The sequence below is a fragment of the Neobacillus kokaensis genome, from assembly GCF_014656545.1.
In the GTDB taxonomy this organism is placed as follows: Bacteria; Bacillota; Bacilli; order Bacillales; family Cytobacillaceae; genus Neobacillus; species Neobacillus kokaensis.
Window position 1 is genome coordinate 221,636 of record NZ_BNDS01000002.1, and the last position, 23,180, is coordinate 244,815.

General features: G+C 38.7%; 20 protein-coding genes and 1 other annotated feature. Of the genes, 4 read left to right on the forward strand and 16 right to left on the reverse strand.

From position 1 onward, the window contains the following. Window positions 1-94: 94 nt before the first annotated feature. From IE222_RS03610 to IE222_RS03655, 10 genes are all read right to left on the reverse strand, one after another. On the reverse strand, window positions 95-856 hold the full coding sequence (locus IE222_RS03610) for a pilus assembly protein PilO (protein WP_191269760.1): 762 nt from the start codon (window positions 854-856) through the stop codon (window positions 95-97). Continuing rightward, window positions 853-1,677 (reverse strand): PilN family protein, encoded by an 825-nt coding sequence (locus tag IE222_RS03615; protein WP_191269762.1) that lies wholly within the window; start codon window positions 1,675-1,677, stop codon window positions 853-855. Before IE222_RS03615 ends, IE222_RS03610 begins: the two co-directional genes overlap by 4 nt. Then, window positions 1,677-2,669, reverse strand: coding sequence for a type IV pilus biogenesis protein PilM (pilM, locus tag IE222_RS03620; protein ID WP_191269764.1), 993 nt, complete (start codon window positions 2,667-2,669; stop codon window positions 1,677-1,679). The genes IE222_RS03615 and pilM overlap by 1 nt, the downstream gene beginning before the upstream one ends. Window positions 2,670-2,686: 17 nt before the next feature. Next, window positions 2,687-3,442, reverse strand: a complete 756-nt coding sequence (locus IE222_RS03625; RefSeq protein WP_191269766.1) for a prepilin peptidase — start codon at window positions 3,440-3,442, stop codon at window positions 2,687-2,689. Further along, window positions 3,442-3,894: a prepilin-type N-terminal cleavage/methylation domain-containing protein gene (locus IE222_RS26680; RefSeq protein ID WP_191269768.1), complete on the reverse strand. Its 453-nt coding sequence runs from the start codon at window positions 3,892-3,894 to the stop codon at window positions 3,442-3,444. Before IE222_RS26680 ends, IE222_RS03625 begins: the two co-directional genes overlap by 1 nt. 143 nt (window positions 3,895-4,037) lie before the next feature. Beyond that, entirely contained in the window at window positions 4,038-5,243 is a 1,206-nt protein-coding gene (locus tag IE222_RS03635) for a type II secretion system F family protein (protein WP_191269770.1), read from the reverse strand. Then, the gene (locus tag IE222_RS03640) at window positions 5,236-6,285 is read right to left on the reverse strand and encodes a type IV pilus twitching motility protein PilT (protein ID WP_191269772.1); all 1,050 of its coding nucleotides are present in this window, start codon (window positions 6,283-6,285) and stop codon (window positions 5,236-5,238) included. Before IE222_RS03640 ends, IE222_RS03635 begins: the two co-directional genes overlap by 8 nt. Window positions 6,286-6,298: 13 nt before the next feature. Continuing rightward, on the reverse strand, window positions 6,299-7,960 hold the full coding sequence (locus IE222_RS03645) for a GspE/PulE family protein (RefSeq protein WP_191269774.1): 1,662 nt from the start codon (window positions 7,958-7,960) through the stop codon (window positions 6,299-6,301). Window positions 7,961-7,975: 15 nt separating this feature from the next. Then, window positions 7,976-9,286: a G5 domain-containing protein gene (locus tag IE222_RS03650; protein WP_191269776.1), complete on the reverse strand. Its 1,311-nt coding sequence runs from the start codon at window positions 9,284-9,286 to the stop codon at window positions 7,976-7,978. Between the two features lie 27 nt (window positions 9,287-9,313). After that, the gene (locus IE222_RS03655) at window positions 9,314-10,228 is read right to left on the reverse strand and encodes a hypothetical protein (protein ID WP_191269778.1); all 915 of its coding nucleotides are present in this window, start codon (window positions 10,226-10,228) and stop codon (window positions 9,314-9,316) included. 326 nt (window positions 10,229-10,554) lie between these two features. Between IE222_RS03655 and IE222_RS03660 the strand changes: the two genes are divergently transcribed. From IE222_RS03660 to IE222_RS03670, 3 genes are read left to right on the forward strand one after another with little or no spacing between them, the layout of a single operon-like run. Beyond that, window positions 10,555-11,004: a type IV pilus modification PilV family protein gene (locus IE222_RS03660; protein ID WP_191269780.1), complete on the forward strand. Its 450-nt coding sequence runs from the start codon at window positions 10,555-10,557 to the stop codon at window positions 11,002-11,004. Between the two features lie 16 nt (window positions 11,005-11,020). After that, the gene (locus IE222_RS03665) at window positions 11,021-11,491 is read left to right on the forward strand and encodes a type II secretion system protein (RefSeq protein ID WP_223282568.1); all 471 of its coding nucleotides are present in this window, start codon (window positions 11,021-11,023) and stop codon (window positions 11,489-11,491) included. Further along, complete coding sequence (locus IE222_RS03670; RefSeq protein ID WP_191269782.1) at window positions 11,488-12,684, forward strand: hypothetical protein; 1,197 nt, start codon at window positions 11,488-11,490, stop codon at window positions 12,682-12,684. The genes IE222_RS03665 and IE222_RS03670 overlap by 4 nt, the downstream gene beginning before the upstream one ends. Window positions 12,685-12,732: 48 nt before the next feature. Here the strand turns inward: IE222_RS03670 and IE222_RS03675 are convergent, their stop codons facing one another. From IE222_RS03675 to IE222_RS03690, 4 genes are all read right to left on the reverse strand, one after another. Next, on the reverse strand, window positions 12,733-14,442 hold the full coding sequence (locus IE222_RS03675; protein ID WP_191269784.1) for a sensor domain-containing diguanylate cyclase: 1,710 nt from the start codon (window positions 14,440-14,442) through the stop codon (window positions 12,733-12,735). Window positions 14,443-14,514: 72 nt separating this feature from the next. Next, window positions 14,515-15,837: a bifunctional folylpolyglutamate synthase/dihydrofolate synthase gene (locus IE222_RS03680; RefSeq protein WP_191269786.1), complete on the reverse strand. Its 1,323-nt coding sequence runs from the start codon at window positions 15,835-15,837 to the stop codon at window positions 14,515-14,517. A gap of 71 nt (window positions 15,838-15,908) precedes the next feature. Then, entirely contained in the window at window positions 15,909-18,551 is a 2,643-nt protein-coding gene (locus IE222_RS03685; RefSeq protein ID WP_191269788.1) for a valine--tRNA ligase, read from the reverse strand. Between the two features lie 65 nt (window positions 18,552-18,616). Continuing rightward, window positions 18,617-18,856, reverse strand: a binding site (T-box leader). Window positions 18,857-18,965: 109 nt separating this feature from the next. After that, window positions 18,966-20,291, reverse strand: coding sequence for an O-antigen ligase family protein (locus tag IE222_RS03690; RefSeq protein ID WP_191269790.1), 1,326 nt, complete (start codon window positions 20,289-20,291; stop codon window positions 18,966-18,968). A 181-nt stretch (window positions 20,292-20,472) separates the two neighbouring features. Between IE222_RS03690 and IE222_RS03695 the strand changes: the two genes are divergently transcribed. After that, a complete protein-coding gene (locus IE222_RS03695) occupies window positions 20,473-20,661 on the forward strand; it encodes a YszA family small membrane protein (protein ID WP_191269791.1) in 189 nt (62 codons plus the stop codon). A 17-nt stretch (window positions 20,662-20,678) separates the two neighbouring features. Here the strand turns inward: IE222_RS03695 and ysxE are convergent, their stop codons facing one another. Then, a complete protein-coding gene (ysxE, locus tag IE222_RS03700) occupies window positions 20,679-21,737 on the reverse strand; it encodes a spore coat protein YsxE (RefSeq protein ID WP_191269793.1) in 1,059 nt (352 codons plus the stop codon). 103 nt (window positions 21,738-21,840) lie between these two features. Beyond that, window positions 21,841-22,974 (reverse strand): stage VI sporulation protein D, encoded by a 1,134-nt coding sequence (gene spoVID / locus IE222_RS03705; protein WP_223282569.1) that lies wholly within the window; start codon window positions 22,972-22,974, stop codon window positions 21,841-21,843. Between the last annotated feature and the right edge of the window lie 206 nt (window positions 22,975-23,180).

Genomic DNA, 23,180 nt, shown 5'->3' on the forward strand with positions numbered 1-23,180 from the left:
CCTATCATAAAGGCAAAAAAAAATAACAAGACTTTTGTCGTCTTGTTATCGTAGAGTTTCGCCAAAATATCGGAAAGTTTGCAAGCACTACTAACTATGGCTTATTGGTAACAACCGGAAACTGGGACAACGGATTATCCTTACCCGCGGGTTTCAGTGAGTCGATTTTTGGCAGGTCTGCAGCCAAGTCCGTTAAATCGGGCATATAAAACGAGGAAATGGTCAGGCTGAAGGTTAACGGCTGATCCTCTTGATCAACAGTTGTGACTTCCTTTCCCCCAGAGTAACTAATAGACTCTACCACGACAATCCGCTTCAAAGATTCGATTGTTCCCACAAACTTTTCAAAATCTCTGTAGCTCGGTGATTCCACTGCTAAGTTAACCGTTACTTTTTTCATTCCTGCAGGTGTGGGCGGCGCTGCAGGCTGACCGTCTGTGTTTTGAGCGGCCTGATTTGCTGTATCCTGGTTCGCTGCGGCATTTTGCTGCCCATTAGCCTGGTCCGTTCCTGTACCTACATCTGCATCCTTTGCAAAACCCATGGAGTTAATTTTGCTGTTTGAAAGCGTTTCGGCTTTTTCTAAGTCTAAAATAAGCTGCTCCACTAGGGATTTTACAGGAAGCTTTTTCTGTAATTCTCTTGTGTCTTCAACTGTTTTATTGGCATCTACCGTTTTTTTCTGAGTGGCAATCTCCAAAAGCTTTTGCTCGGATTGCAGTGATTCCTGCTTTAACTTCAAATCAGATTTTAAGGGCGAAAGGAAAATAAACTGAGCAATTACGATGACCAATACCACAATAAGTGCACCTGCTCCAATGATCAGATTATTCCTTTTGGAGGCACTAAGCTTCATGAGCCAGTCCCCCCTTCCACTGTGTTCTTATCCTTATTAATTAATTCCTTCATGACATCTTTATTAAGCTTGATTTCGTATTGTCCATTATATCGAGGAAGAATGTCATTATTAATCTTTTTACTTTCCGTACTAGTTGAGGTCGTTGCTGTCAAATTGGAATTGCTGACCGAATTATTATTAGTCGTTTGAGTATCGTTAGTATCTCCTGCCGCCACTGATGGGTTACTTGTATTTTGATCTGCATTATTATTCAGATCAGATCCACTGTTCTGGTTCTGGGTGTTTGCATCCACTGAAGCATTTCCCGTTGTTGTTTGGCTGGACGTTTCGGCCTCAGGCAGCGCTACAGCAGATAAGGAACTTAAGTCTGCTTCTTGAACCCAGTTAGATTCATTTAGGTTATCTAAAAAGAATGCAGCCTCTCTCGTATTGTCAAACTGAACGGTTAATGTAATAGAGCCTTCTTCTGTATAGCCAAAGCTTTGTATAAAGCCTCGCTCTGGCAGCAATGCAGTAATGTGGCGCATGACTGGAACGGATTGAATGGGATATTCATTTGCCCAATCAATTGCTGTCTTCAGTTGATTTAACGAATTAGCTGATTCATTACTTTGTGCTGCTTGAGTTGTTTTCTCAACTACCTTGGTTGTCATGGAAATTTGTCTATCAATAGCGGCTATTTCATCCTTGGTTGAATTGATCTGCCAAAGGTAAAATCCGCTTACTATTAATAAAATAGCCAGCAAGCTGGATAAAGTAATGATAAGTGTCATTTTCTTCGGTTCTTTTTGGGGAAGCAAATTTATTTCAACTAACATTATTGCACCCCTTTTAACGCGAGACCTAAAGATAGAAATTGACTTACTGGGAAGCCTGTCTGATCTTTCTCTTCCGCCGTAATTGAAATCATTTCAACCGGAATTTCAAATCTCTCTTTCATTTCTTCATAAATGGCTTCAAGCATTGGATGGTCCCCATTTAAAAGAAATTTGGAAATATCATGTTTCTCGCTATTTAATGAATAACGGTAAAAATCACTTAACTTATTAATTTCACGAAAAATATCCTCAAACTGAATCACTAATTCTTCCTCATTACCGATATATTTATAGACAAGTGTGCCAAGCACGTCGTGTTTAATAATCCATTGCTCCATGTGAAATGGCAGCGAAAACTGGCGCATAATTAATGGAACAGTATCTTGAAATATTGATAGATTCACACTTGTTAAGTCAAATTGAACGGTAAACAAAATCTCGTTAGTGCCTGCTTGGTCCAGGTGGTAATATAAACGGTACAGGGCAAGCGGCGATATATCTGCTGCAACCGGATTCAGCTTCAGCTTGGACAATAATTTGGAATACTCCAGCACATTTTCTTCCGGTGCAGCAAATAGAAGAAGTTCCTTAGATTTCCCATCATTCGTAAGCGGATAATAATCAAAGATTGGTTCTTCAAATGGCAAATGAATGCTGGCTCCAAGTTCTAGATACAGATACCCCTTTATTTCATCATCCTGAATTTCAGCTGGAATGGTGACCTTCCGAATAATGACAAGCGGATCCGGAACTAGAAAGCGAACCTGGCGCCGCTGAATCTTCCATTCCGTGATACACTCTTCCACTATATTCGATAAGGAATCATAGTCTGTAATTTTCCCATCGGTAATAACGCCAGGCGGTAAAAACCGCTCACTCCACCTTTGAGCTGCAGGAGGATTGACCTGTTTTAATTCAAGCAGGCGAACCGAATGGTCATTCAGCACGAGATTGATTATTCGGTTTTTAGGTGAAAACAGGGATAAAGCCATAGAAAAAACCCCTTAAGTTATAATCCTTGATGAAGGAATTGTATATAAAGATGTATTATTTTCGATCCAAAAAAATAAGCTGTTAACGTTCCAGCCGCAATAAACGGTCCAAATGGGATGGGCTGCCGGCGTTTTACAATTTTTAAAATGAGTGCAGCGCCGCCAATTACAGCGCCAAAAAGTGTTGAAAGAAAGAATGATAATAGTACTAGTTTAATACCTAGGACAAAGCCAAGTAAAGCGTAAAGTTTCACATCGCCAAAGCCCATTCCGCCTTTACTGACAATCGCAACGATCAGCAGCAATAGAAAACCAGCGACGGCTCCTAAAAGGCTGTCCCACCAAGGGGTAAGCGGCCAAATAATTCGTTCCATTAAAAAAATCCCTGCAAACCAAAGTAGTATTTTATCAGGGATGATCATATAGTGAATATCTGAAACTGTGATAATCATAAACATAGATATTAGCGTTAAAGCTACTACTAATTCTCCTGACCATCCGACAAAGTATGGCGCTGCTGCAAACAAGATTCCTGTTAATAACTCGAAGATTGGATAGATAGGGGAAATCCGCGACTGACAGCCGCGGCATTTTCCACCTTGTAGTAAGTATGAAATTACTGGTATTAATTCGTATGGTTTTAATTGATGACCGCAAGTTGGACATGCAGATCTTGGTGTTACAATCGAAACTTTTTTATATATTCTAATTCCGATAACATTAAAAAATGACCCGAGAACTAAACCGTAGATAAAAAAAAGATACAATATCATTAGTTTTTATATTCTATTAACTCTTGCTCAGTTGCTACACCGTCTCCATCACCTTTAGCTGGTGCAGTTGTACTATCAGCCAAGGCTACTGCCGCGTGTCCCTCTAATGTATAAGTGTATTTCCCAGAAGTAGCATTATGTGTAACGTTAACTTTAAAAGTATCATCCTTAACCCGATCAAGGTAATCTTTTAGAGCGGTAGTGGTGGCTGAACCATTCATATCCAATGTAACATCTGTAGTATTAGGGTTATCGGCAACATACATTTTTGCAGCATTAATTATTTGGATACCTTCCTGAACTGAAGCTTTTTGGTCTGATTTCTTAATTACATTTCCAATCGCAGGAATCGCAATCGCCGCAATAATCCCCAAAATAACGATAACTGCCAATAATTCAATCAAAGTAAAACCTTTTTGTTCTTTAAGTTTTAAACCTAACTTTTTTACCATTTCCCCATCTCCTTTTAGTTCTTTTAACCTAGTAATATTTCTCTATGAGTATACAATATATGTCATATATTGAAAAGAAGTTTTTAGCAAATTTTGTCCTAACATTTACAATTTTGTTACTTCAAGGATAAAAACACTGTTTTTTAGCTCATTTGGTCGAACATGGAGAACATCGGCATCATAATTGATAACACAATAACCCCTACTACCCCTGCCAAAAGTACTATCATAATTGGCTCTATTAATGATTTCAGCCGATCTGTTACTTGTTCTACTTCTTTTTCATAGAATTCAGCAATCTTGGATAACATCGCATCTAAGGCACCGGTTTCTTCACCGATTGAAATCATTTGCGTAACCAACGGCGGAAAAGCCCAGTGCTTCTCCATTGGTTCTGTCATGGATAGTCCCTTTTCAAGAGTGTTTCTGGATTCACGGATTACTTTTGAAATGACTTCATTTTCGACTATCTTCTCCACAATGGACATAGCTTGGAGAATTGGAACAGAGCTTGAAAATAATGTGCTTAGCGTTCGCATCATCCGCGCCAGTGCTACTTTTTGTAAAACATTACCGAAAATCGGCATTTTTAATAGGGCATAATCTAAGAAGTATTTTGTTTTTTTATTCTTCTTAATATACATAAGAATTAAAACAAAACAGATGACAATAAGAGCAAGCAGCCACCAAAATGATTGCATAAATTCACTTGAAGCTAACACAAATTTTGTTATCCCCGGCAGTTCTGCCCCCATATCATCAAACATTTTTACAAAGGTCGGAACAACCGAAACTAGTAAAAAAATAACGGCTCCAATGGCTAAAATACCAATCACCGCAGGGTAGGTTAGGGCTGAAACTATCTTTTGTTTTGTATAATGCTGCTTTTCAAAGTCCTCCGCCAGCCGTTCAAGTGTTCCATCTAAATTACCGCTGACCTCTCCGGCAGTTACCATATTAACAAACATTGAATTGAATATTTTGTTGTGTTTTGAAACTGCCTGAGAAAGGGGATTCCCCTCTCTTAACTCCTGCTCAACATCAAACAGCGCCCTTTTTAATGCTTTACTTTCCGTCTGATGGGCGAGAATCGATGTTGCCTCAACGACCGTTACCCCCGCTTTTAAAAGTGTGGCAAATTGCCGTAAATAAATGACAAAATCCTGAAGCTTAACCGGATTTCCAAAGGAAAGATCTTTTGTTAATAGAGTTTCTGGAACCTCCGTTATTTCAATAACACGGATTCCCTCTCCATTTAATTTGACCATAGCCTCCCGCTTTGAGGTGGCATTAACGGTGCCCTGCCGTTTTCCTTTTCGATCCCGCCCTGAATATTTAAACCTAGGCATTTTGCATCATTTTCTCATGTAAGAATTGGGATGCCGCTTCTAATTGAATTTGATTGCGGTCAAGCAGGTCTTTTATACTCATTTCAAGCGTATGCATCCCTTGGGCTCTGGACGTTTGCATGATACTTGGAATTTGATGGATTTTCTCATTGCGAATCAGGTTCGCAATCGCTGGATTATTTACTAATATTTCTGTCGCTGCTTTTCTGCCTTTTTTATCACTAGTCGGGAACAACCGCTGTGAAATAACTCCAACTAGAACAGATGACAGCTGGATACGAATTTGCTGCTGCTGGGCAGGTGGAAATACATCAATGACCCGGTTAATGGTTGTTGGAGCACTTGAAGTATGCAGTGTAGATAACACAAGGTGGCCAGTTTCCGCTGCTGTAATCGCAATCTGAATCGTCTCTAAATCCCGCATCTCTCCTACGAGAATAACATCCGGGTCCTGACGGAGAGCAGCCTTTAAGCCATTCGCATAGGATTTCGTATCAAAGCCAACTTCACGCTGATCGATAATCGAATTTCCATGACGGTGAAGATATTCAATTGGGTCCTCTAAGGTAATGATATGCTTTCGCATTGTCCTGTTCATGTAGTCTATCATAGAAGCAAGCGTCGTTGATTTACCGCTTCCCGTAGGTCCAGTCACCAAGATAAGTCCTTGTGGCTTCTCAACTAATTTTGAAATTATCCCCGGCAATTGCAGGTCTTCAATTGTCGGTGTTTTAGATGCGACGACCCTTAGTGCCAAAGATACACTTTTACGTTGATGAAAGGCGTTAACACGAAACCGGGAAATACCAGGAACACCGTACGAAAAATCAAGTTCCCCTTTTTCTTTAAATTGCTCCCATAGATTTTCCGGTATAATTGCCTCGGCCATTGCTTCGGTATGATCGGGCAGAAGATTTTCCGTTCCATACCTTTTTAAATCACCATTAATACGCATTATAGGCGGTACACCGACTGTTAAGTGAACGTCGGAGGCTTTATATTCAATTGCCGCTGTTAATATTTGATCTATTTTATCTTTCATGTAACCCCTGCTCCTACTCTAGAATGGCAACACGTAATACTTCTTCAGTGGTTGTTAATCCTTGCTTCACTTTTAATAAACCATCATCGATCAAAAAGATTGTTTTATTTTTAATCGCTATTTCTCTCAGCTTTTGAAAATTCTCGCCATTCATAATGACACGACGAATATCGTCATTTATAACGAGAACCTCATGTAAGGCGACCCGGCCTTTGTACCCTGTCATATTACAGGAAGCACAGCCCTTGCCGCGGATAATTTTATCAATCTTCATTCCGCGCCGGGCAAATATTTCTACTTCCCGTTTAGATGGCTCGTGCTCCTCCATACAATCGCGGCAAACTTTACGTACAAGACGCTGCGCTACTATTCCACTTAAAGTAGCGGCAAGCAAGAAAGGCTCAACTCCCATATCGATCAGCCGGGTTACTGTTCCAAGTGAATCATTCGTGTGCAGTGTACTTAATACTAAGTGACCCGTTAAGGAAGCACGTACAGCAATTTCTGCTGTTTCCTTATCCCGGATTTCCCCGACCATGATAATATTCGGATCCTGCCGAAGAATTGAACGAAGTCCCGCTGCAAAGGTCATTCCGACATTGGTGTTTACTTGTACTTGGTTAATTCCTTCGAGCTGATACTCCACTGGATCCTCAACGGTGATAATATTCACTTCATCACTGTTCATTTTATTAAGCGCAGCATATAAAGTAGATGACTTACCAGAACCAGTTGGACCTGTAATTAACACAATCCCTGTTGGCTGTTCAATCATCTGATTAAACCGTTTTAAGTTTAACGTGTTAAATCCAAGTTTGTTAATATCATTTAAGGTTGAGCCCATATCAAGGAGACGCATTACAATTTTCTCACCATAAACGGTTGGAAGGGTCGATACACGAAGGTCAATAGGATGAAAATCCAGGTTTAATTTAATCCGGCCATCCTGGGGAATCCTATGTTCGGTAATATCGAGATTAGACATTATTTTAATTCTAGCTGTTAAGACACTCTGCATGCTTTTCGGCAATGTCCGCTCCACCCTCAGCACACCATCAACCCGGTAGCGGACAATGATCTTTGTCTCTTGTGGATCAATGTGAATATCACTTGCCTTCTGAAGGACAGCATTGGTCATCATCTGATTCACCAGCTTGACAATCGGTGAATCCTGATCAGTAATATCATCAGTCCGTCCACGATCGTTTTGCGGCAATTCGTCCAACAGTTCTTCAAAGCCATCATCAACATTGTAATATTTATTAATCGTTCGAAGAATTTCGTCCTTCGTTGCAATGGCTGGTTCAATTTGAAATCCAGTTGACAAACGTAAGTCATCAATGACAATAAAGTCCATTGGATTCGCCATCGCGACTAACAGCTTGTTGCCCTCTTTTTTTAACGGTATGATTAAATTTCGTTTAGCTGTCTCTTTTGAGATCACAGAAAAAAGATTGGTATCAAAAGGATATTGCAATAAGCTGATATGAGGGATGCCAAGCTGATATTCCAATATCTCAATTAATTGCTGCTCGGTTATAAACCCCTTTTGTAGAAGTGTTTCCCCTAATTTTTGACTGGAGCCTTTATCATCCAAAGCAGCCTTTAACTGCTCTGGTGTAATTAGCCCTTCTTCAATTAACAAATCACCAAGCAGTTTCCTTGTTTGCTTCATGTACAATCCCTTCCTCTACTTTGGCTGTTCATTTGGCTTTCCCCAAAGATCGCTGTTTTTTGTATCCTGCTGTCCTGTATCAGCAGAGGATGGTGTTTCATTACTATTTTGGTCAGATGATTGACTTCCAGCAGTCTGCGCCGATGTACTTTGCTTCCTTTGGCCGAGACCATGAATTTCCACCTGGTAAACGACAGGATAGTAATCCTCTGATAGTAACTCACTCTTAATTAATTCATTATCTTCATAAACTTCACGGTAGATTTTTACGATTTGCCCATCTTTCCCTTTTGTTTGAATGTTTATTTCTCCAGGCAGCAGCTGCGGGCTGTATTGAATAATTTTCTTAGGCGCTAATTTCTGCTTGTTTTGCAGGCTGATTTCATAGTCATAGAAAAACTTGCTCCCTTTTAATGAAACCTTTAACTGGTTGTCGTCTAGATTTAACTGCAGTAAATAATTTGCTTTATTAGGATTAGCGATGATAAAGTCAGCGTTTTTACTTCCGCTAACCTTTGCTTCAAATCCAAGACGTGCATAATCAGGAAGCGTTGTCCCAATATTTCTTTCAATGATAGAAAAATTAGTTGGCAGTATGGCTTCATAAATTGCGGTAGCAATAACATTCAGTGAATCTGACTCGGTGATGTTATTAGCTTTGGCAAATTCAAGTAAGGAAAATGTTGATTCTGCCGGAATGTCAATTTTAGAATTTTCATTAATAATTGATTCTAAATTTTCAGGCATCTCTTTTAACTTAACGATTGCTTTAGTAAGAACAGCATCGTTTTTCCGTTTGTCAGATGCTAAATAATCAGAATACAAGTTAAATGTCTGAGCATTCGTTTCAAATACAGAAGCCGTCGCATTTAAACCAGCTGTCAGTTTAGCCATGTCAACGTCACTCGGGTTTAATGCTGGAAAAAGGATTTCCAGCTGTGCCCTAACTTGACTATCGTCAATCGTAATAAATGCTGTATTTTTTTGACCGTCTTTGATGGCATTAACTGTTTGCTGTGAATCAAGATGAAAATCATTTAAATCGAATGGTGTAATCTTTTCACCGTATTGCATTTCGATTTTCGCTTCCTTTATCCATACTGGATATTTTTCTTCTAACAAACTTTTGGCTTCGTCTGCCGTCTTTCCCGAAACATCTAAATATCCAATGGTTGTCCCGTTACTAAATTTCCCGTCCGCATTCGTCATACTTTCAAATGCCTTTGCCCCAAAATGGGAGGTGCTAAATATAAATGCTGTACTGAAGAGCAATACAACGAACAATTTGATCAGCTGCTGGTTCTTGTGCAAACCCTTTTCCTCCATTCAAACTCTCCAGAATCAAATCCACTATTACTTTTGCAAACTTACTTCTTCTTTTTTAATTTCAGCCAGGATCTCACCATGATTACCTGCTGTTTCTTTTTCAGCGAGCAGAAAATCAAACAGAGAGTCTTCCAATATTTCTTTCTCATATTTTGTGTGACTTGATTCTTCAATAGATTCAATCACAGGAAGATTTTCTATTTCCTCGAGCAAACCATCAGCTTTTTCTTTAAGTAGTGCTTCCGAATCAAGTTCTAATAAACTTTCAATCTCTGATAAATAGCTATTTTCCAAAGTTGCCTCTATTAGTTCTTCACGATCCGCAGCCACTTCTTTTTCCGCTAAAAGAAAGTCATAAAGTGCCCCATTCAATGGTTCTTGCTCTTCCCCAGGAACATTCGTTCTTTCTTGAATTTCAAATGTTGGAAGTTCATCATTTTCTATAAACACATTCGCCGCCCTGTCAGCTGATTCTACGGGGGAAATTTCCATTAGGCTTTCGTTTTCTACTATGTAGCCAGCTTCCAAATTTGGTTCTTCTGTCAGCTCATTGATTTCTATATCTGTGTTTTTTTCTAATACAAACGAAAGTTTCTCGAGAAGAGGTTCATCTTGAATATTCGGCACTTCTCCAATATGCTTCGAAATAGAAGTTAAATCTCTAGTTGACTCTTTTACCAAATTGGGTAACTGTGACTCTTCATCAATGCTTGCCAACTCAATACTATTTTGATTTTTTAGAGAGTAATTGGACTCATGCTGATCTAATTCTTCCCCGATTTCTTCAAACACAGGTTTTTCTTGAATAAATAACAAACCAATACGGCTATGCATAAAATACGCTGCCAAAAAGATTAATAATAAAAGCAATAATGCTGTTTGCCACAGAGGGATTATGGAGACTCCAGCAAGACCAAACACAGATAATAAAAAGCTAATCATGACGACCGTCAATTTCCCTTTTAAGGAATAACCAAGCGGTAAAAAATAAAGTATTAACATTAGAACAGCCATAGAACATATGGCCCATATAAACGTTACCATTTATCCACTTCCCTATAGTAGTCTTTTTTTACTAGTAAACTACATTTTTCTTCAAAAAATTTAATTTTTTGTTGATTTCTTCAAATATTAGACAAAATTCGCCTACTAAATATTGTATAATACTTTTTAGTAGTTTTAAAGAAGCTTAATAATTTTATAGGAAGAAACACCTAATTTTTTTCAAACCTTAGCCTTATTATTTTGGATTATTAAGGAATGATTATATGAAAATATACCGTGATGAAAAAGGAATTACTTTAATTGAGGTTCTTGTGTCGATAACATTACTTTCAATTGTCCTATTATCTGTTATGGGATTCTTCCCACAAATGGGTCTAATGAACAGTCACAATGAAGATAAGTCTAAAGCGATAAATATTGCTAAAGAAATACTTATAAATTGGCAGGAATCAAGTGACGTAAAATGGTTTGTGAAAACCAATCATGTAACGGGTTTTACACCTACTGATCCAAAAGTTAACTATAGTAATTTTTCTTATGACGCTGACTATTATTATTTTGAAACATCAAAAGATATATATGACGTTCATATTAAAATCAAAAAAACTCCTGATACAAGCTCAAAATTATCTAGTGTGAATTATATAGTTATTCAAATGCTTAATAAAAAGACTGGAAATGTCGTCAGTGAGACATTTGGATATGTGAAATGATGGGAGGAGATGAATTTTGATACAGGATAATGAACGTGGGTTAACACTTATTGAAGTGTTAGCCACTCTTACCATTCTGTCCATTGTCAGTGTTATTATTTGGAGTATTTTTCTTCAAGGCTATAATTTCTCGCAAAAGGCTATTTCAAAGAACTTTATTTTGCAAGAATCAAATATTTTAATTACGAATTTAAAAAAGATACACCAAACAGTTGTCACATACGACATTAAAAGTGAGAACTGTGATGTTAAGGTTCGAAATTTGACTACATCTCCTACGCAGGAAGAAATTTTTGATCACGCTAAGATTTGTTATAAGATTCTCGAGATTAATAATGTGAATAGTTCTACATCTGGGACCATTGAACCGAACAAAAAAACAGGTGATCTTGCATTAAAAATCCGTGCTAGCGATAAAAATAATTCAGATAATTATATCATTATTGATACATATCTTTATCGTGTAAAGGGGGTGGATTATCAATGAATAGGATAAAAAATGAGCAGGGATATGCACTTGTAACAGTCATACTAATGATAACTTTGTTTACAATACTTTTTCTCTCCTTCACAAGTTTAGCATTCAATAGCGTAAAACAAAATCAAGTAGTAGAAAGAGCCTCTCGTTCAGTCGCTGCAGCAGAAATGGGAGTTTCCTATTACCAGGTTGCCATACAAAAAGCATTTGAATCTAAACAACAAATTGTAAGTGATTATATAAGGGCAAACGAATCATTAAAATCAAACTTTAAAAGAGAAGCCACAATAAAAATGGCATCTGAGCTTCAAAACACAACAATCGCAGCCCCCTTGAATGCTCAATACTCCATGAAGAATTATGTAGTAATAGCTGATCCCGATCCTAGTTCAAATACAATTCGAATTAGCTTTAATATCATTGGCACTGATAATAATAAAGATACAACACTTTTTGCGCAAATGAGTATAAACCTAGATTCAATCGTTAACCAAGCGAAAGAAGAAGTAGTAACCGAAAAAGTCCTTCCAACCTACGATAATATAAATTTAACTTCAGGGTGTACAACGTTAGATTGTAATGAAGTGTATATAAACGGAAATGGAAATTTCTCAGGGAACAATAATTTAAAGGATAATCAAACAATTTTCACAACAGGTTCCTTAGACCTTAATGGAAATGGTAATGAAAATAATAAAACAAACGTTAAAATTCATGCGGAGGGTTCCATTACTATTTATCAAAACATGAATAGTGCAGAAAATGTAACGATTGAAACAAAAGATTCTGCTAGCTTCCTCCAAAATGTTCAAATTAGCGGCACATCCAAAATATTAGTCAATAAAACATTGACTGTTAGTCAAAACCTAGGAATTGTTAAAAACTCTTTTGTATATGTCGGTGGAAATATTACAACAACGGATCCCTACTTTAAAGTGGCAACGATTGGAAATAATTTAGATATAAGCACAGCCTCCAAGATGTGTGTAAATGGGAACTTAGCCGCAAAACAAATTACAGTTAATGATACCAGTAAGCTATATGTATTAGGGAAAGTTTGGGAAAATAATATCGAAAAACCTGGATACACAACTGATAGTGATACATTTCTAAAAGAGTGCGGAGCTGATGTACCCGTTGATTTTAAAATTAAATGGGGGGACAATGTGAACACTGTAGTCAATGATGTTGAATATAATTAACATAAAAAAGAGGTATGACCTAGTCGAAAAAACTGGGCAAACCTCTTTTTAGCACGATGAATACTCAGCCACGCGATTCCTACCTGCCCGCTTCGCCCCTACATAAAGTGCCCGATCGGCATGCCGAATCAATGCCAGCGCATCCTCTGCGTCTTCGGGTGCGGTTGCCACACCAATTGAAACAGTTATATCGACCTGCTGGTTTATTTGATCCAATGACTGTTGGAGCGTAAATGGCCATTTAACAATTGTTTGCCTAATATGTTCTGCTAGTTGATATGCTTTTTCTTTTGAGAAATCCGGCAGCAGGACAACAAACTCCTCACCGCCATAGCGGGCCACGGTTCCACGTTCCCCCACCAGCTGTTTAATTCTCCCTGCTAATTCAAATAGAATTTCATTACCGCTTTGATGTCCATATGTATCATTTACAGTTTTAAAGTGATCAATATCCAAAATAATCAGTGAGAGCTTGCGCCGTTCAAACTGCATTAATTTTTCAAATTCATAGGTTAACAAGTTTTCGAAATATCGATAGTTATATAATTTCGTTAAAGAACAGCGTTCACTTTGCATTTTTGTTTGTTCATAGTGTTTTGCATTTTCAATAGCTACTGCAAAATAAGAACAAAGAATATCCAGAATCCTCAGCTGATATTTTTCGTAAGCACGTTTTTGCGTTGATGCAAGAACAAGTACCCCTATGAAGTTGTTGCTCCTTTCAATTGGAACACTTAAGATACTCTCTGCATCTTCAGGTATGTATCCATTCGTATACTGCTCCCATTTCTTCCTATTGGAAAAAAGATAAGCTTTGCAGTTTGACCAGGTAAGCCCGCTGATCCCTTCAGTTTTTCGCAATGGCCGCATATCATTTGATAGTGTCTTCCCCATTTCAATTCGGCGGACCAATTTAAGTTCCTCGTCTTTTACCTCTAAAATATAAGCATAATCCACTGGCATCATTTTGCAGATTTTCTGAATAAATAAATTTACAACGTCATCCACATGAAGGCGTTCGGCCATCTGGTGGCCAATTTCCGCTGCTTTTTGCAGATATTCATTGGCCTTTTGGCTCAAATAATAGAGATTAAGAAAGATTGATACACTAACAAATGGACCGCCAACAAAAACAAGGGCTAACACTCCCACTTGGTTATACAATATGTACAAAACAATACCAATGGGGAAAGTAATGATTGTTGCAATCGTTTCAACAAATAAATCCTTCCCCCAAAAAGGCTCTTTATAAATAAAATGCAGATGAAGCGAGATAATAACTTGGTTTAATGTGTAACTAATAAGAGCATAAAGACCTGCAAGCCAAATGGCATTATGATTACCTGCTAGTTTAGGAGAAACTTCCCCGCCAAGAGCATAATAAACGACACCGCTGATGAAGGATACGATAAAAAACATATATAAATTTAAAGGATAGCGAAATAATTGACCTTTTTCATAAACCTTTAATCTTATCAGTAAAACGATGACTGCAATTTGAGCAAAAATAATTTCAACAAATAATCCGAATTGCAAAAAGGTTGCAAGTGCGACCCACTGGATCAGGAAAACAAACATCTTGTTGATTACTATTGGCATGGCAGCAACCACTAATGTAAGCAGTAAAAAGGCCAATAGATCAACCCAGCTTCCAGAAGCTTGAGGAGGGGCGATTTTATATGTAAACCATAAACCTGCTGGAACCATTAAGATCCACATCAAAAAAACAGCCTTTTTTATTTGTGGTTTAATCTCCATCTACAGGTCCCCCTCTCTCTGAACTATTCGTCATTCAAGATGGTTCTATTTTACCAAATATTGAAAAGGTTGTCACAATGAAATCGTCTTATTTTTCAAAATTTGACATAAAACTGGTTTTACTTCAGAAATAAAATAAAGAGAACCAGTAACGACTAGCATGCTATCAGATTGAAGATGGTGAATCTCTTCTGGAAGATACGATTTCCAATCATCAACAGCCACTTTATTCGGCGATTGGCTAATGTTCATAAAATCTTCTGCATTCGCAGCCCGTGGAAAATCAAAATTAACGAACACAATCTGATCCGCCACATTGTCCAGTTTGGCAATCATTTTGTCGTACGTTTTATCCTTTAACGCCGCAAAGATAATATGAATGTTACGGTCAGAATATCGGCTGGATAATTCATTCACTAATGTGGTTATCCCCTCGTCATTATGTGCTCCATCAATAATAACCAACGGGTTTTCTGAGAGAATTTCAAATCTTCCAGGCCAGTATGCATGTGTTAATCCAGATCTTATAGCTTGCTCTGATATTTTAAATAAACCCTGCTTATTTAAATATTGAGCTGCACTGATGGCTAAGGAGGCGTTTTCTGTTTGGTGCTGGCCAATCATAGTAATCTCAAGCTGTTCCAATGTTTCCGTGGTCGTTTGAAGAGAAAAAACTTCCCCTCTTGTCACCGATTGATGGCCGCTGATTTTTAAGTCTTGACCCAAGCGGTATAAAGGCGCGTTCATTTTATCTGCTTGCTCTTCAATTACCTTTATCGCTCCAGGATGCTTTACTGCCGTAAAAATAGGGATCGCTTCTTTAATAATCCCTGCTTTTTCAAAGGCAATTTTCTCATAGGTATCACCAAGAATACTGGTATGGTCAAGTCCAATATTGGTGATAACCGATGCTAATGGCTTAATGATATTTGTTGAATCAAACCGCCCGCCTAACCCGACTTCATAGAGAACAATGTCTACCTTTGGATTATTGGCAAAATAATAGAATGACATTGCTGTGATTACTTCAAACTCAGATGGTCCGCCAAGCTCTGTTTCCTCAAGTTCATCCGCCAACGGTACAATTAAATTGGTCAGGTCTAGTAAATCCTTATCGCTGATTGGCTTTCCATTTATACTGATGCGTTCATTAAAATGTTCAATATATGGTGATGTAAATGTTCCAACAGTATATCCTGCTTCTTGAAGAATAGAACGAAGAAAGGTAACGGTTGATCCTTTGCCGTTCGTACCGCCAATATGGACGGCTTTTATCTGTTTTTCCGGAGACCCGAGCCTTTCCATCATCCATTCCATTCGTTTTAATCCCGGTTTAATGCCCAGTCTTAATCTTCCATGAATCCAATCTAGTGCTTCGTTATAGGTAGTAAACATCTTGACACCCCCAATTATTTAGTAAAATGAAGGCGAGACGAATCCCACTAAGGAATTCGCCTCACCACAGATTAGCCTCGTAACTCTTTAATACGGGCTTCAACAATATTTCTCTTTTCTAGGTAATCCTTCTCTTTTGCTCTTTCTTCTGCAACAACGTTTTCAGGTGCTTTTTTCATAAAGCCTTCGTTGTTAAGTTTCTTTTGAACCCTGTCCACTTCTTTATTTAATTTATCCAGTTCTTTTTCCAAGCGGGCAATTTCTTCGTCAATGTTGATTAAGCCTTCAAGCGGAAGAATGATTTCTACGCCTGTGATAACGGCTGTCATCGCCTTTTCAGGTATTTCAACATCAGTGCCCATTTGTAATTGTTCAGGATTACAGAAGCGTTCAATATAAGCACGATTCTTTTCCATTGATTTAAGAATTGTTTCATCTTTAGCTTTCACAATCATTTTGATTTTCTTGCTTAATGGTGTATTTACTTCTGCACGGATGTTACGTACAGAGCGAATCATTTCCACTAACAGCTTCATTTCCTGGGCTGCTTCTTCGTCAGATAGCTCAGGCTTAACTTCAGGCCATTTTGCTTCTGTAATAGAAACACCTGCGTGCGGAAGGTTTTGCCAAATTTCCTCAGTGATAAATGGCATGAACGGGTGCAATAACCGCATCGTTTGATCAAGGACATAAGCTAATATCGAACGTGTTGCTTTCTTTGCAGCCTCATCTTCACCATATAGTGGAAGCTTCGCCATTTCGATATACCAATCACAGAAATCATCCCAAATGAAGTTGTATAATGCACGGCCCACTTCACCAAACTCGTAGCGTTCTGATAGTTTTGTTACATGGTCTATCGTTTCATTTAAACGTGTTAAGATCCACTTATCAGCAACTGATTTTTCCCCGCTGAAATCAATTTCTTCAAATGTCATGCCGTTCATATTCATTAAGGCAAAACGGGATGCATTCCAAATCTTATTGGCAAAGTTCCAAGTGGCTTCAACCTTTTCGGTGCTGTAGCGTAAATCCTGACCAGGTGATGTGCCGGTTGATAGGAAATAACGCAGTGCATCGGCACCGTACTGATCGATTACCTCCATTGGGTCGACACCGTTTCCAAGTGATTTACTCATCTTCCGACCCTGTTCATCACGAACTAAACCGTGAATAAGAACATCTTTGAAAGGGCGTTCGCCGGTAAATTCGACGCTTTGGAAAATCATCCTTGATACCCAGAAGAAGATGATGTCATACCCTGTAACAAGTACATCGGTAGGGAAGTAACGTTTAAAATCAGCAGCTTCTGTATCTGGCCAGCCCATTGTCGAGAATGGCCAAAGCGCGGAACTGAACCATGTATCTAAGACGTCTTTATCCTGCTCCCAATTTTCAATATCGGCCGGAGCTTCGTGAGCAACGTACACTTCGCCAGTTTCTTTATGGTACCATGCTGGGATTCGGTGTCCCCACCATAATTGTCTTGAAATACACCAGTCACGAATGTTCTCCATCCAGCGAAGGTATGTCTTTTCAAAACGATCTGGAACGAAGTTAACTTTATTTTCTTTTTGCTGCAATTCAATGGCGGCATCTGCGAGCGGCTGCATTTTAACAAACCATTGCGTTGACAGATATGGCTCAACAACGGCACCGCTTCGTTCAGAATGACCAACAGAATGAAGATGATCTTCAATCTTAAATAACACACCTTGTTCTTTTAGGTCTTTGACAATTTGCTTGCGGCATTCGAAGCGGTCCATGCCTTGGTACTTGCCGGCTTTTTCATTCATAGAACCGTCTTCATTCATAACAAGAATGCGCTCAAGATTGTGGCGGTTTCCAATCTCAAAATCGTTAGGGTCATGAGCCGGGGTAATTTTTACAGCTCCTGATCCAAATTCCATATCAACATAGTCATCGCCAACAATCGGGATTTCCCGGCCGGTAATCGGAAGGATAACCGTTTTGCCAATTAAATGCTTATACCGTTCATCTTCCGGATGAACAGCAACCGCCGTATCACCTAACATCGTTTCCGGACGAGTTGTCGCGATTTCAATGTGGCCGGATCCGTCTGCTAATGGATAACGCATGTGGTAGAAAGCACCTTGAATGTCCTTATAGATTACTTCAATATCAGATAAAGCTGTTTTCGTCGACGGATCCCAGTTAATAATGTACTCACCGCGATAAATTAGGCCTTTTTTGTAAAGTGTAACAAATACTTCACGAACCGCCTTTGACAAGCCTTCGTCTAACGTAAAACGCTCACGAGAGTAATCAAGTCCCAATCCTAACTTAGCCCACTGTTCACGGATATGAGAAGCATACTCCTCTTTCCACTTCCATGTTTCTTCAACAAACTTTTCCCGGCCTAGGTCATAACGGCTTTTCCCTTCACTGCGAAGCTTTTGTTCAACCTTTGCCTGTGTTGCAATCCCAGCATGGTCCATACCAGGAAGCCAAAGCACGTCATAGCCCTGCATCCGCTTCATTCGGGTAATGATATCTTGTAAAGTGGTATCCCATGCATGACCTAAGTGCAGTTTCCCTGTCACGTTTGGCGGCGGAATAACAATAGTATATGGCTGTTTGTCCTCATCATCTTTTGCTTCAAAAAATTTGCCTTGGAGCCACCATTTATAACGACCTTTTTCAATTGTTTGCGGGTCGTATTTGGTAGGCATCGTTAATTCTTTTGTTTCCATTTAAATATGCCTCCTTATTTATGTTCATAAATGTACCGTTAAAATAAAAAAACTCCATTTCGTCATAAAAGGACGAATGGAGTTTGCTTCGCGGTACCACCTTTTTTCCAATCACAAAACATGATTGGCACTTCATCGGATAACGGATTTCATCCGTCTTCTACTACTTAGTCAGCATATTGACCTATTTCACAGAAGAAGCTCTTGGGCGACCTTCCGATGTTCCTCTTAGGAAATCTTTCAGCTTTTGATTTCCCTCTCTTAAAGCAGGCTGGCATCGTACTCTTCCCTGTCACAGCTTTATTTTCATTTTATATTGTTATACTATCCAAAAGATATCGTTACGTCAATCATGATAGCCAATTTTTTTTATTCTATACCATATGTCTCCGAATTCAAAAAAGTTTGGACCTTTTAAGCACTTAAGAATTTTTCCTTTTGTTCACTGATTTTATGTCGCTCGGTGTTGTTTTTTAAATGCGATTCAGCCTTGGCTAACGTTACACCTAAAATTGACCAGAATATTGGAGCAACCGGCACGGTGCTGATATTAAAGAATGCCTGAATTAAATATCCAATTACCGTCGAAATTAACCCGAATAGAACAATTTGCTCTCTTCCAGTTGCCTTTTTCACTGCCTGAATCGCTTTTTTTACAATTAAAAATAGGAATAATAAATAGATGAAAAGTGTTGGAGCACCTAATGTAATGGCTATTTGTAAATATTCATTATGTACCTTATCAACAATTATATTTGCGTTACCCAAATAAGTTTGACGTTCTTCAGGGGTAGCAGGAAAAATAAATTCAAATGTATCAGGACCAGACCCAAACCAGAAATAATCTTTAATAAGCGGTAATGATTTTACCCAAATAAACAATCTGGAGGAACCTTCATAGCCTGTACCTTGATTGGTTACTACACTATAAGATTCCGATAAAATTGAGCTTGCCCTGTCCAGATAATGTCCTTTTTCCGAAAAGTTGATGATTAAAGCAATCACTAATAAAGAAGCTGCTAATACAGCCCATCTTTTCCAAAGGTGGTTTCTTGTGTATACAACAAATACAGTTAAGAGGACTGCACCGCAAAATATCCCCAAGTATGCACTCCTTGTATTTGAAAACAACAGGGCAAAAAACGCTAAACAAATCGTAATATAGTAAAGGACTATTAAGTTCTTTTTAAATTGCGCTAAATACACTGTCAATGACAACAGAAAAATCAATACGAGATAAGACCCGAAAAAATTTGGATTATCAAAGAAAGTATAGGTACCAGAATAATTTCGCATGGCGCTGTTCCTTGGCAAAAAATCCAGGGAATAATGTTGTAAAATGGCATAAATAGAGACGACTATAGATACCACTGCTATTCCTGATAGTAGTCTATTTACTTTTTTTACATCAATCAACCGATAGGAAAAAAGGAACATGCTGCAGTATGAAAAAAATGTGATTAATCCCTCTTTGCGGTCAATTGTCCCATGCACAGATGTGTATGTGTATTTTGAAAAGGCAGTGGAAATTTCTATTAAGCATAAAAATATTATTAATAAAACGAAGATTGTTCTCTCACCTTTTTCGGGAATCAATGTATGTTGTTTCTTTTTCCAAAAAATATATAGCCAATAGCATAATATAAATACAAATAAATAATTTGCTTTAGTTGTCGTGTAATAAGGGTCAATTCCCCAAGGGTAGATCAAAATCGGAAACAGCACAATAAACCAGTACATATTTTATACTCCTTTATACCTACTTCTTTAGACATCCCAATTATTCCATTTAATGTCTTGTAATTCAATCTGAAATTTTAATAAATGTAAGGTTTATTTCGAAAAGTTTTTGGGGAAATCACACAATTATCGAATATACATAAAATAAACGTAACATTTGGGAAAGGGGAGGTTATTTTCGATGAGGAATTTTCAGAAGTATAAACACCGTCCCTGGTTTCGTACGTTTCGGAAGTGGAGCGGACAGTTAATCGTTCCCTTTATCATTTTTCAGTTCATCCGTACGATTTTTCTACCGACCATTTTTGATGTCCTGTTATTGGCCTTATTTATTGTCATTGCGGTTGGCATCTGGTCTGAAATAATTTAAGGAGCCCCCTTGCAGAATTACTGCTGCTGTTGGGCTCCTTCTTCTTTTGCTTGCTGAGCTGCAGCATCCATTGCCTGCTGCTGTTGTGTTTCAATTTCTGTCATTCGCATCACGACATATTCCGTATTTTTCAAATGCCAATAACGTTGCTGCAGCTGTTTTACATACTTAAACTCATTTTTTGGCCGCTGCTTGCGGTAATATTTTTCCACCGTTTGGATGATTGGAATAGGATAGGCTAAATAGCTGTAGAATAATAGTTTTTCCTCTTCTTTAAAGGGAAAGTACTTGAAATAATGATAAATCAGGTCAATCGAATCATCGCTTCGCTTCGGATTGGTATTTAACGTCCTAGAAATATACGGAAGCAGGTCGTGAATTGGCGAGCCGTATGTGGCATTTTCAAAGTTGATAAAGTAGCCGTACCCTCTTTCATCAAATAGAAAGTGGTCAGAAGACAGCTTCCCATGGGTCACCACCATGCGTGCCTTTTCATTTTCCTTCGTGCTTTCATACCATTCTTCAAATTTTCCCTTTGAAAAACGCAGTGCCTGACTGATCTCGTTGTAATATAGGCAAAATAATAATTCGAATGGCGACATATACGTTTGCCTTTCGCATACGTCGATAAATCCATCAAGGAACTCCTGATGTTTTTCCAGCTGTTGAATCGTCTTTTCATAATGTTCGATTCTTTCTTCCTTGTTAATCGTGATTTCTTTTGCAGAAAGTGTATGAAGCCGTGCCAGCTCTCTGAATAGCTGATGGCTTTTCGGATCACGGTTTTCATTTGCCATCCATGGCATCAAATAATAAAGATATTGATCGTGTAAAACCGCATACCTGCCGTCCATGGTCGGATAGATTGGAACGATTCTGTTAAAGCCCTTTTGGTATAAAAAGTGTACATGACGAATGAAATCTGTCCCTTGGCCAGGTGGGATTTTTTTCAGAGCAAACGTACCTTTGTTTGAATAAATCTTGAGAATGCTTCCATAGTCCTCAACAAAATGAGGTTCAACATGATAGTGTTTGAGAACAGGAGCAACTGCTTCAAGCCGATTCGAGTCATTCATATGAACTCAACTCTCTCTTTAAAAATCTGCCTTAAGAGCCCTTGTTTGGCGTTAAAAGAAGCAGAGCAGGTCGTTGAAACCCGCTCGCTCTTTTTCTAAGTAATTATTTTTTCGCAAATGTTGCCGGAACATATAACACTTGGCCTTCATATACGTCCTGATTCAGGTCTAGATTATTTACGCGAAGCAGGTTACTAACTGTGACGTCATAGCGCTCGGCAAGGCTGTCGACTGTGTCGCCTTTTTGAACGATGCACATCCTTAATTTGACCTGTGCCGTTCCTTCATCCTTACGGGCAAAGAACTCTGTCAGGGTCATTGTTTTACTTTTTGAGAATAGCTTTTTCTTCTGTTTTGGAGCCTCTTCAGGAGAGGATGATGAACTTTCCACTTCATGTTCATCATGCTCTAAGACGACTTCTTCTTCCACTTCCACTTCAACTTCTACCTCTACAGGTTGATTCCCTTCGCTTCTAGCTTCCTGGTATGGCCAAGAAGACTGGCTTACAGAAGGATTATACTCTTGGAATTGCCAAGAAGGCTGCTCCTGTTCTTCTTCCTCTTGTTCCTGAGGCTGGTAGTTGAAGGTTGGGAATTTCGGGAATGCAATCTCGGGCTCTTCCTCCTGCTGCTTTCTTGCTTCTGTCTCGAACAAGAAATTATTATGATCGTAATTGCTTGGAATCGGTGACTGCTGCACCCCCTCTTCTTCCTCCTCGTGTATGGAATGGCCGCGATGGAGCAGCTCAAGCTCCGGCTCTTCCGTTTGTTGCTGCTGTTCTGTACCATACAGACCGCTGATGGTCAATTCCGCAGTCAGCTTTAAGCAGCTGCGCTCCGGTATGGAATAGTCAAACGATTCCACAAGGACGTCGATGTCATAAATACTCTGAATCCGGTTATTTGGGATTGTTATATCAACTGGGAATCGATGAGAAAATTCGCAATTCCCTCCCTCGCGTTCTTCCACCGTCTCAACGAATTTTTGAGAGGTGTAACCTTCTTCCTCACCTTCATTACTTGCTTCACAACTTTGATATTCGCCGGTGAGCAAGAGCATTCCTCGTATGGTTACGTACTGATCATTTTCCTGGATTGTAATGTCCGGGTCGAGCGAAATGGACTGAAGCTCCTCGACTTCCTGTCCTTTTCGAAACCACAAAGACTCCTCCAAGGAAAATCTAAGTGACGACTGATTCTCCTGGGACAAAGCGACTCCTCCTTTCGTTTCCTTCACGCAAAATCACTATGTCACTTACACTTTATGAACTATTATTTTTATTTATGATAATTTGATGGGAAAAGAATTGAAGAATTACGTTTTTCTTTGAGTATGGCAACTTAGAATTGGAGAATTCTGTGGAATTGAAGTGCTAGTTTTGCCTGCTTTGAAGATTATTCCGCGGGTTTTTGAATTTATTTCGCGGGTTTCAGAGATTATTT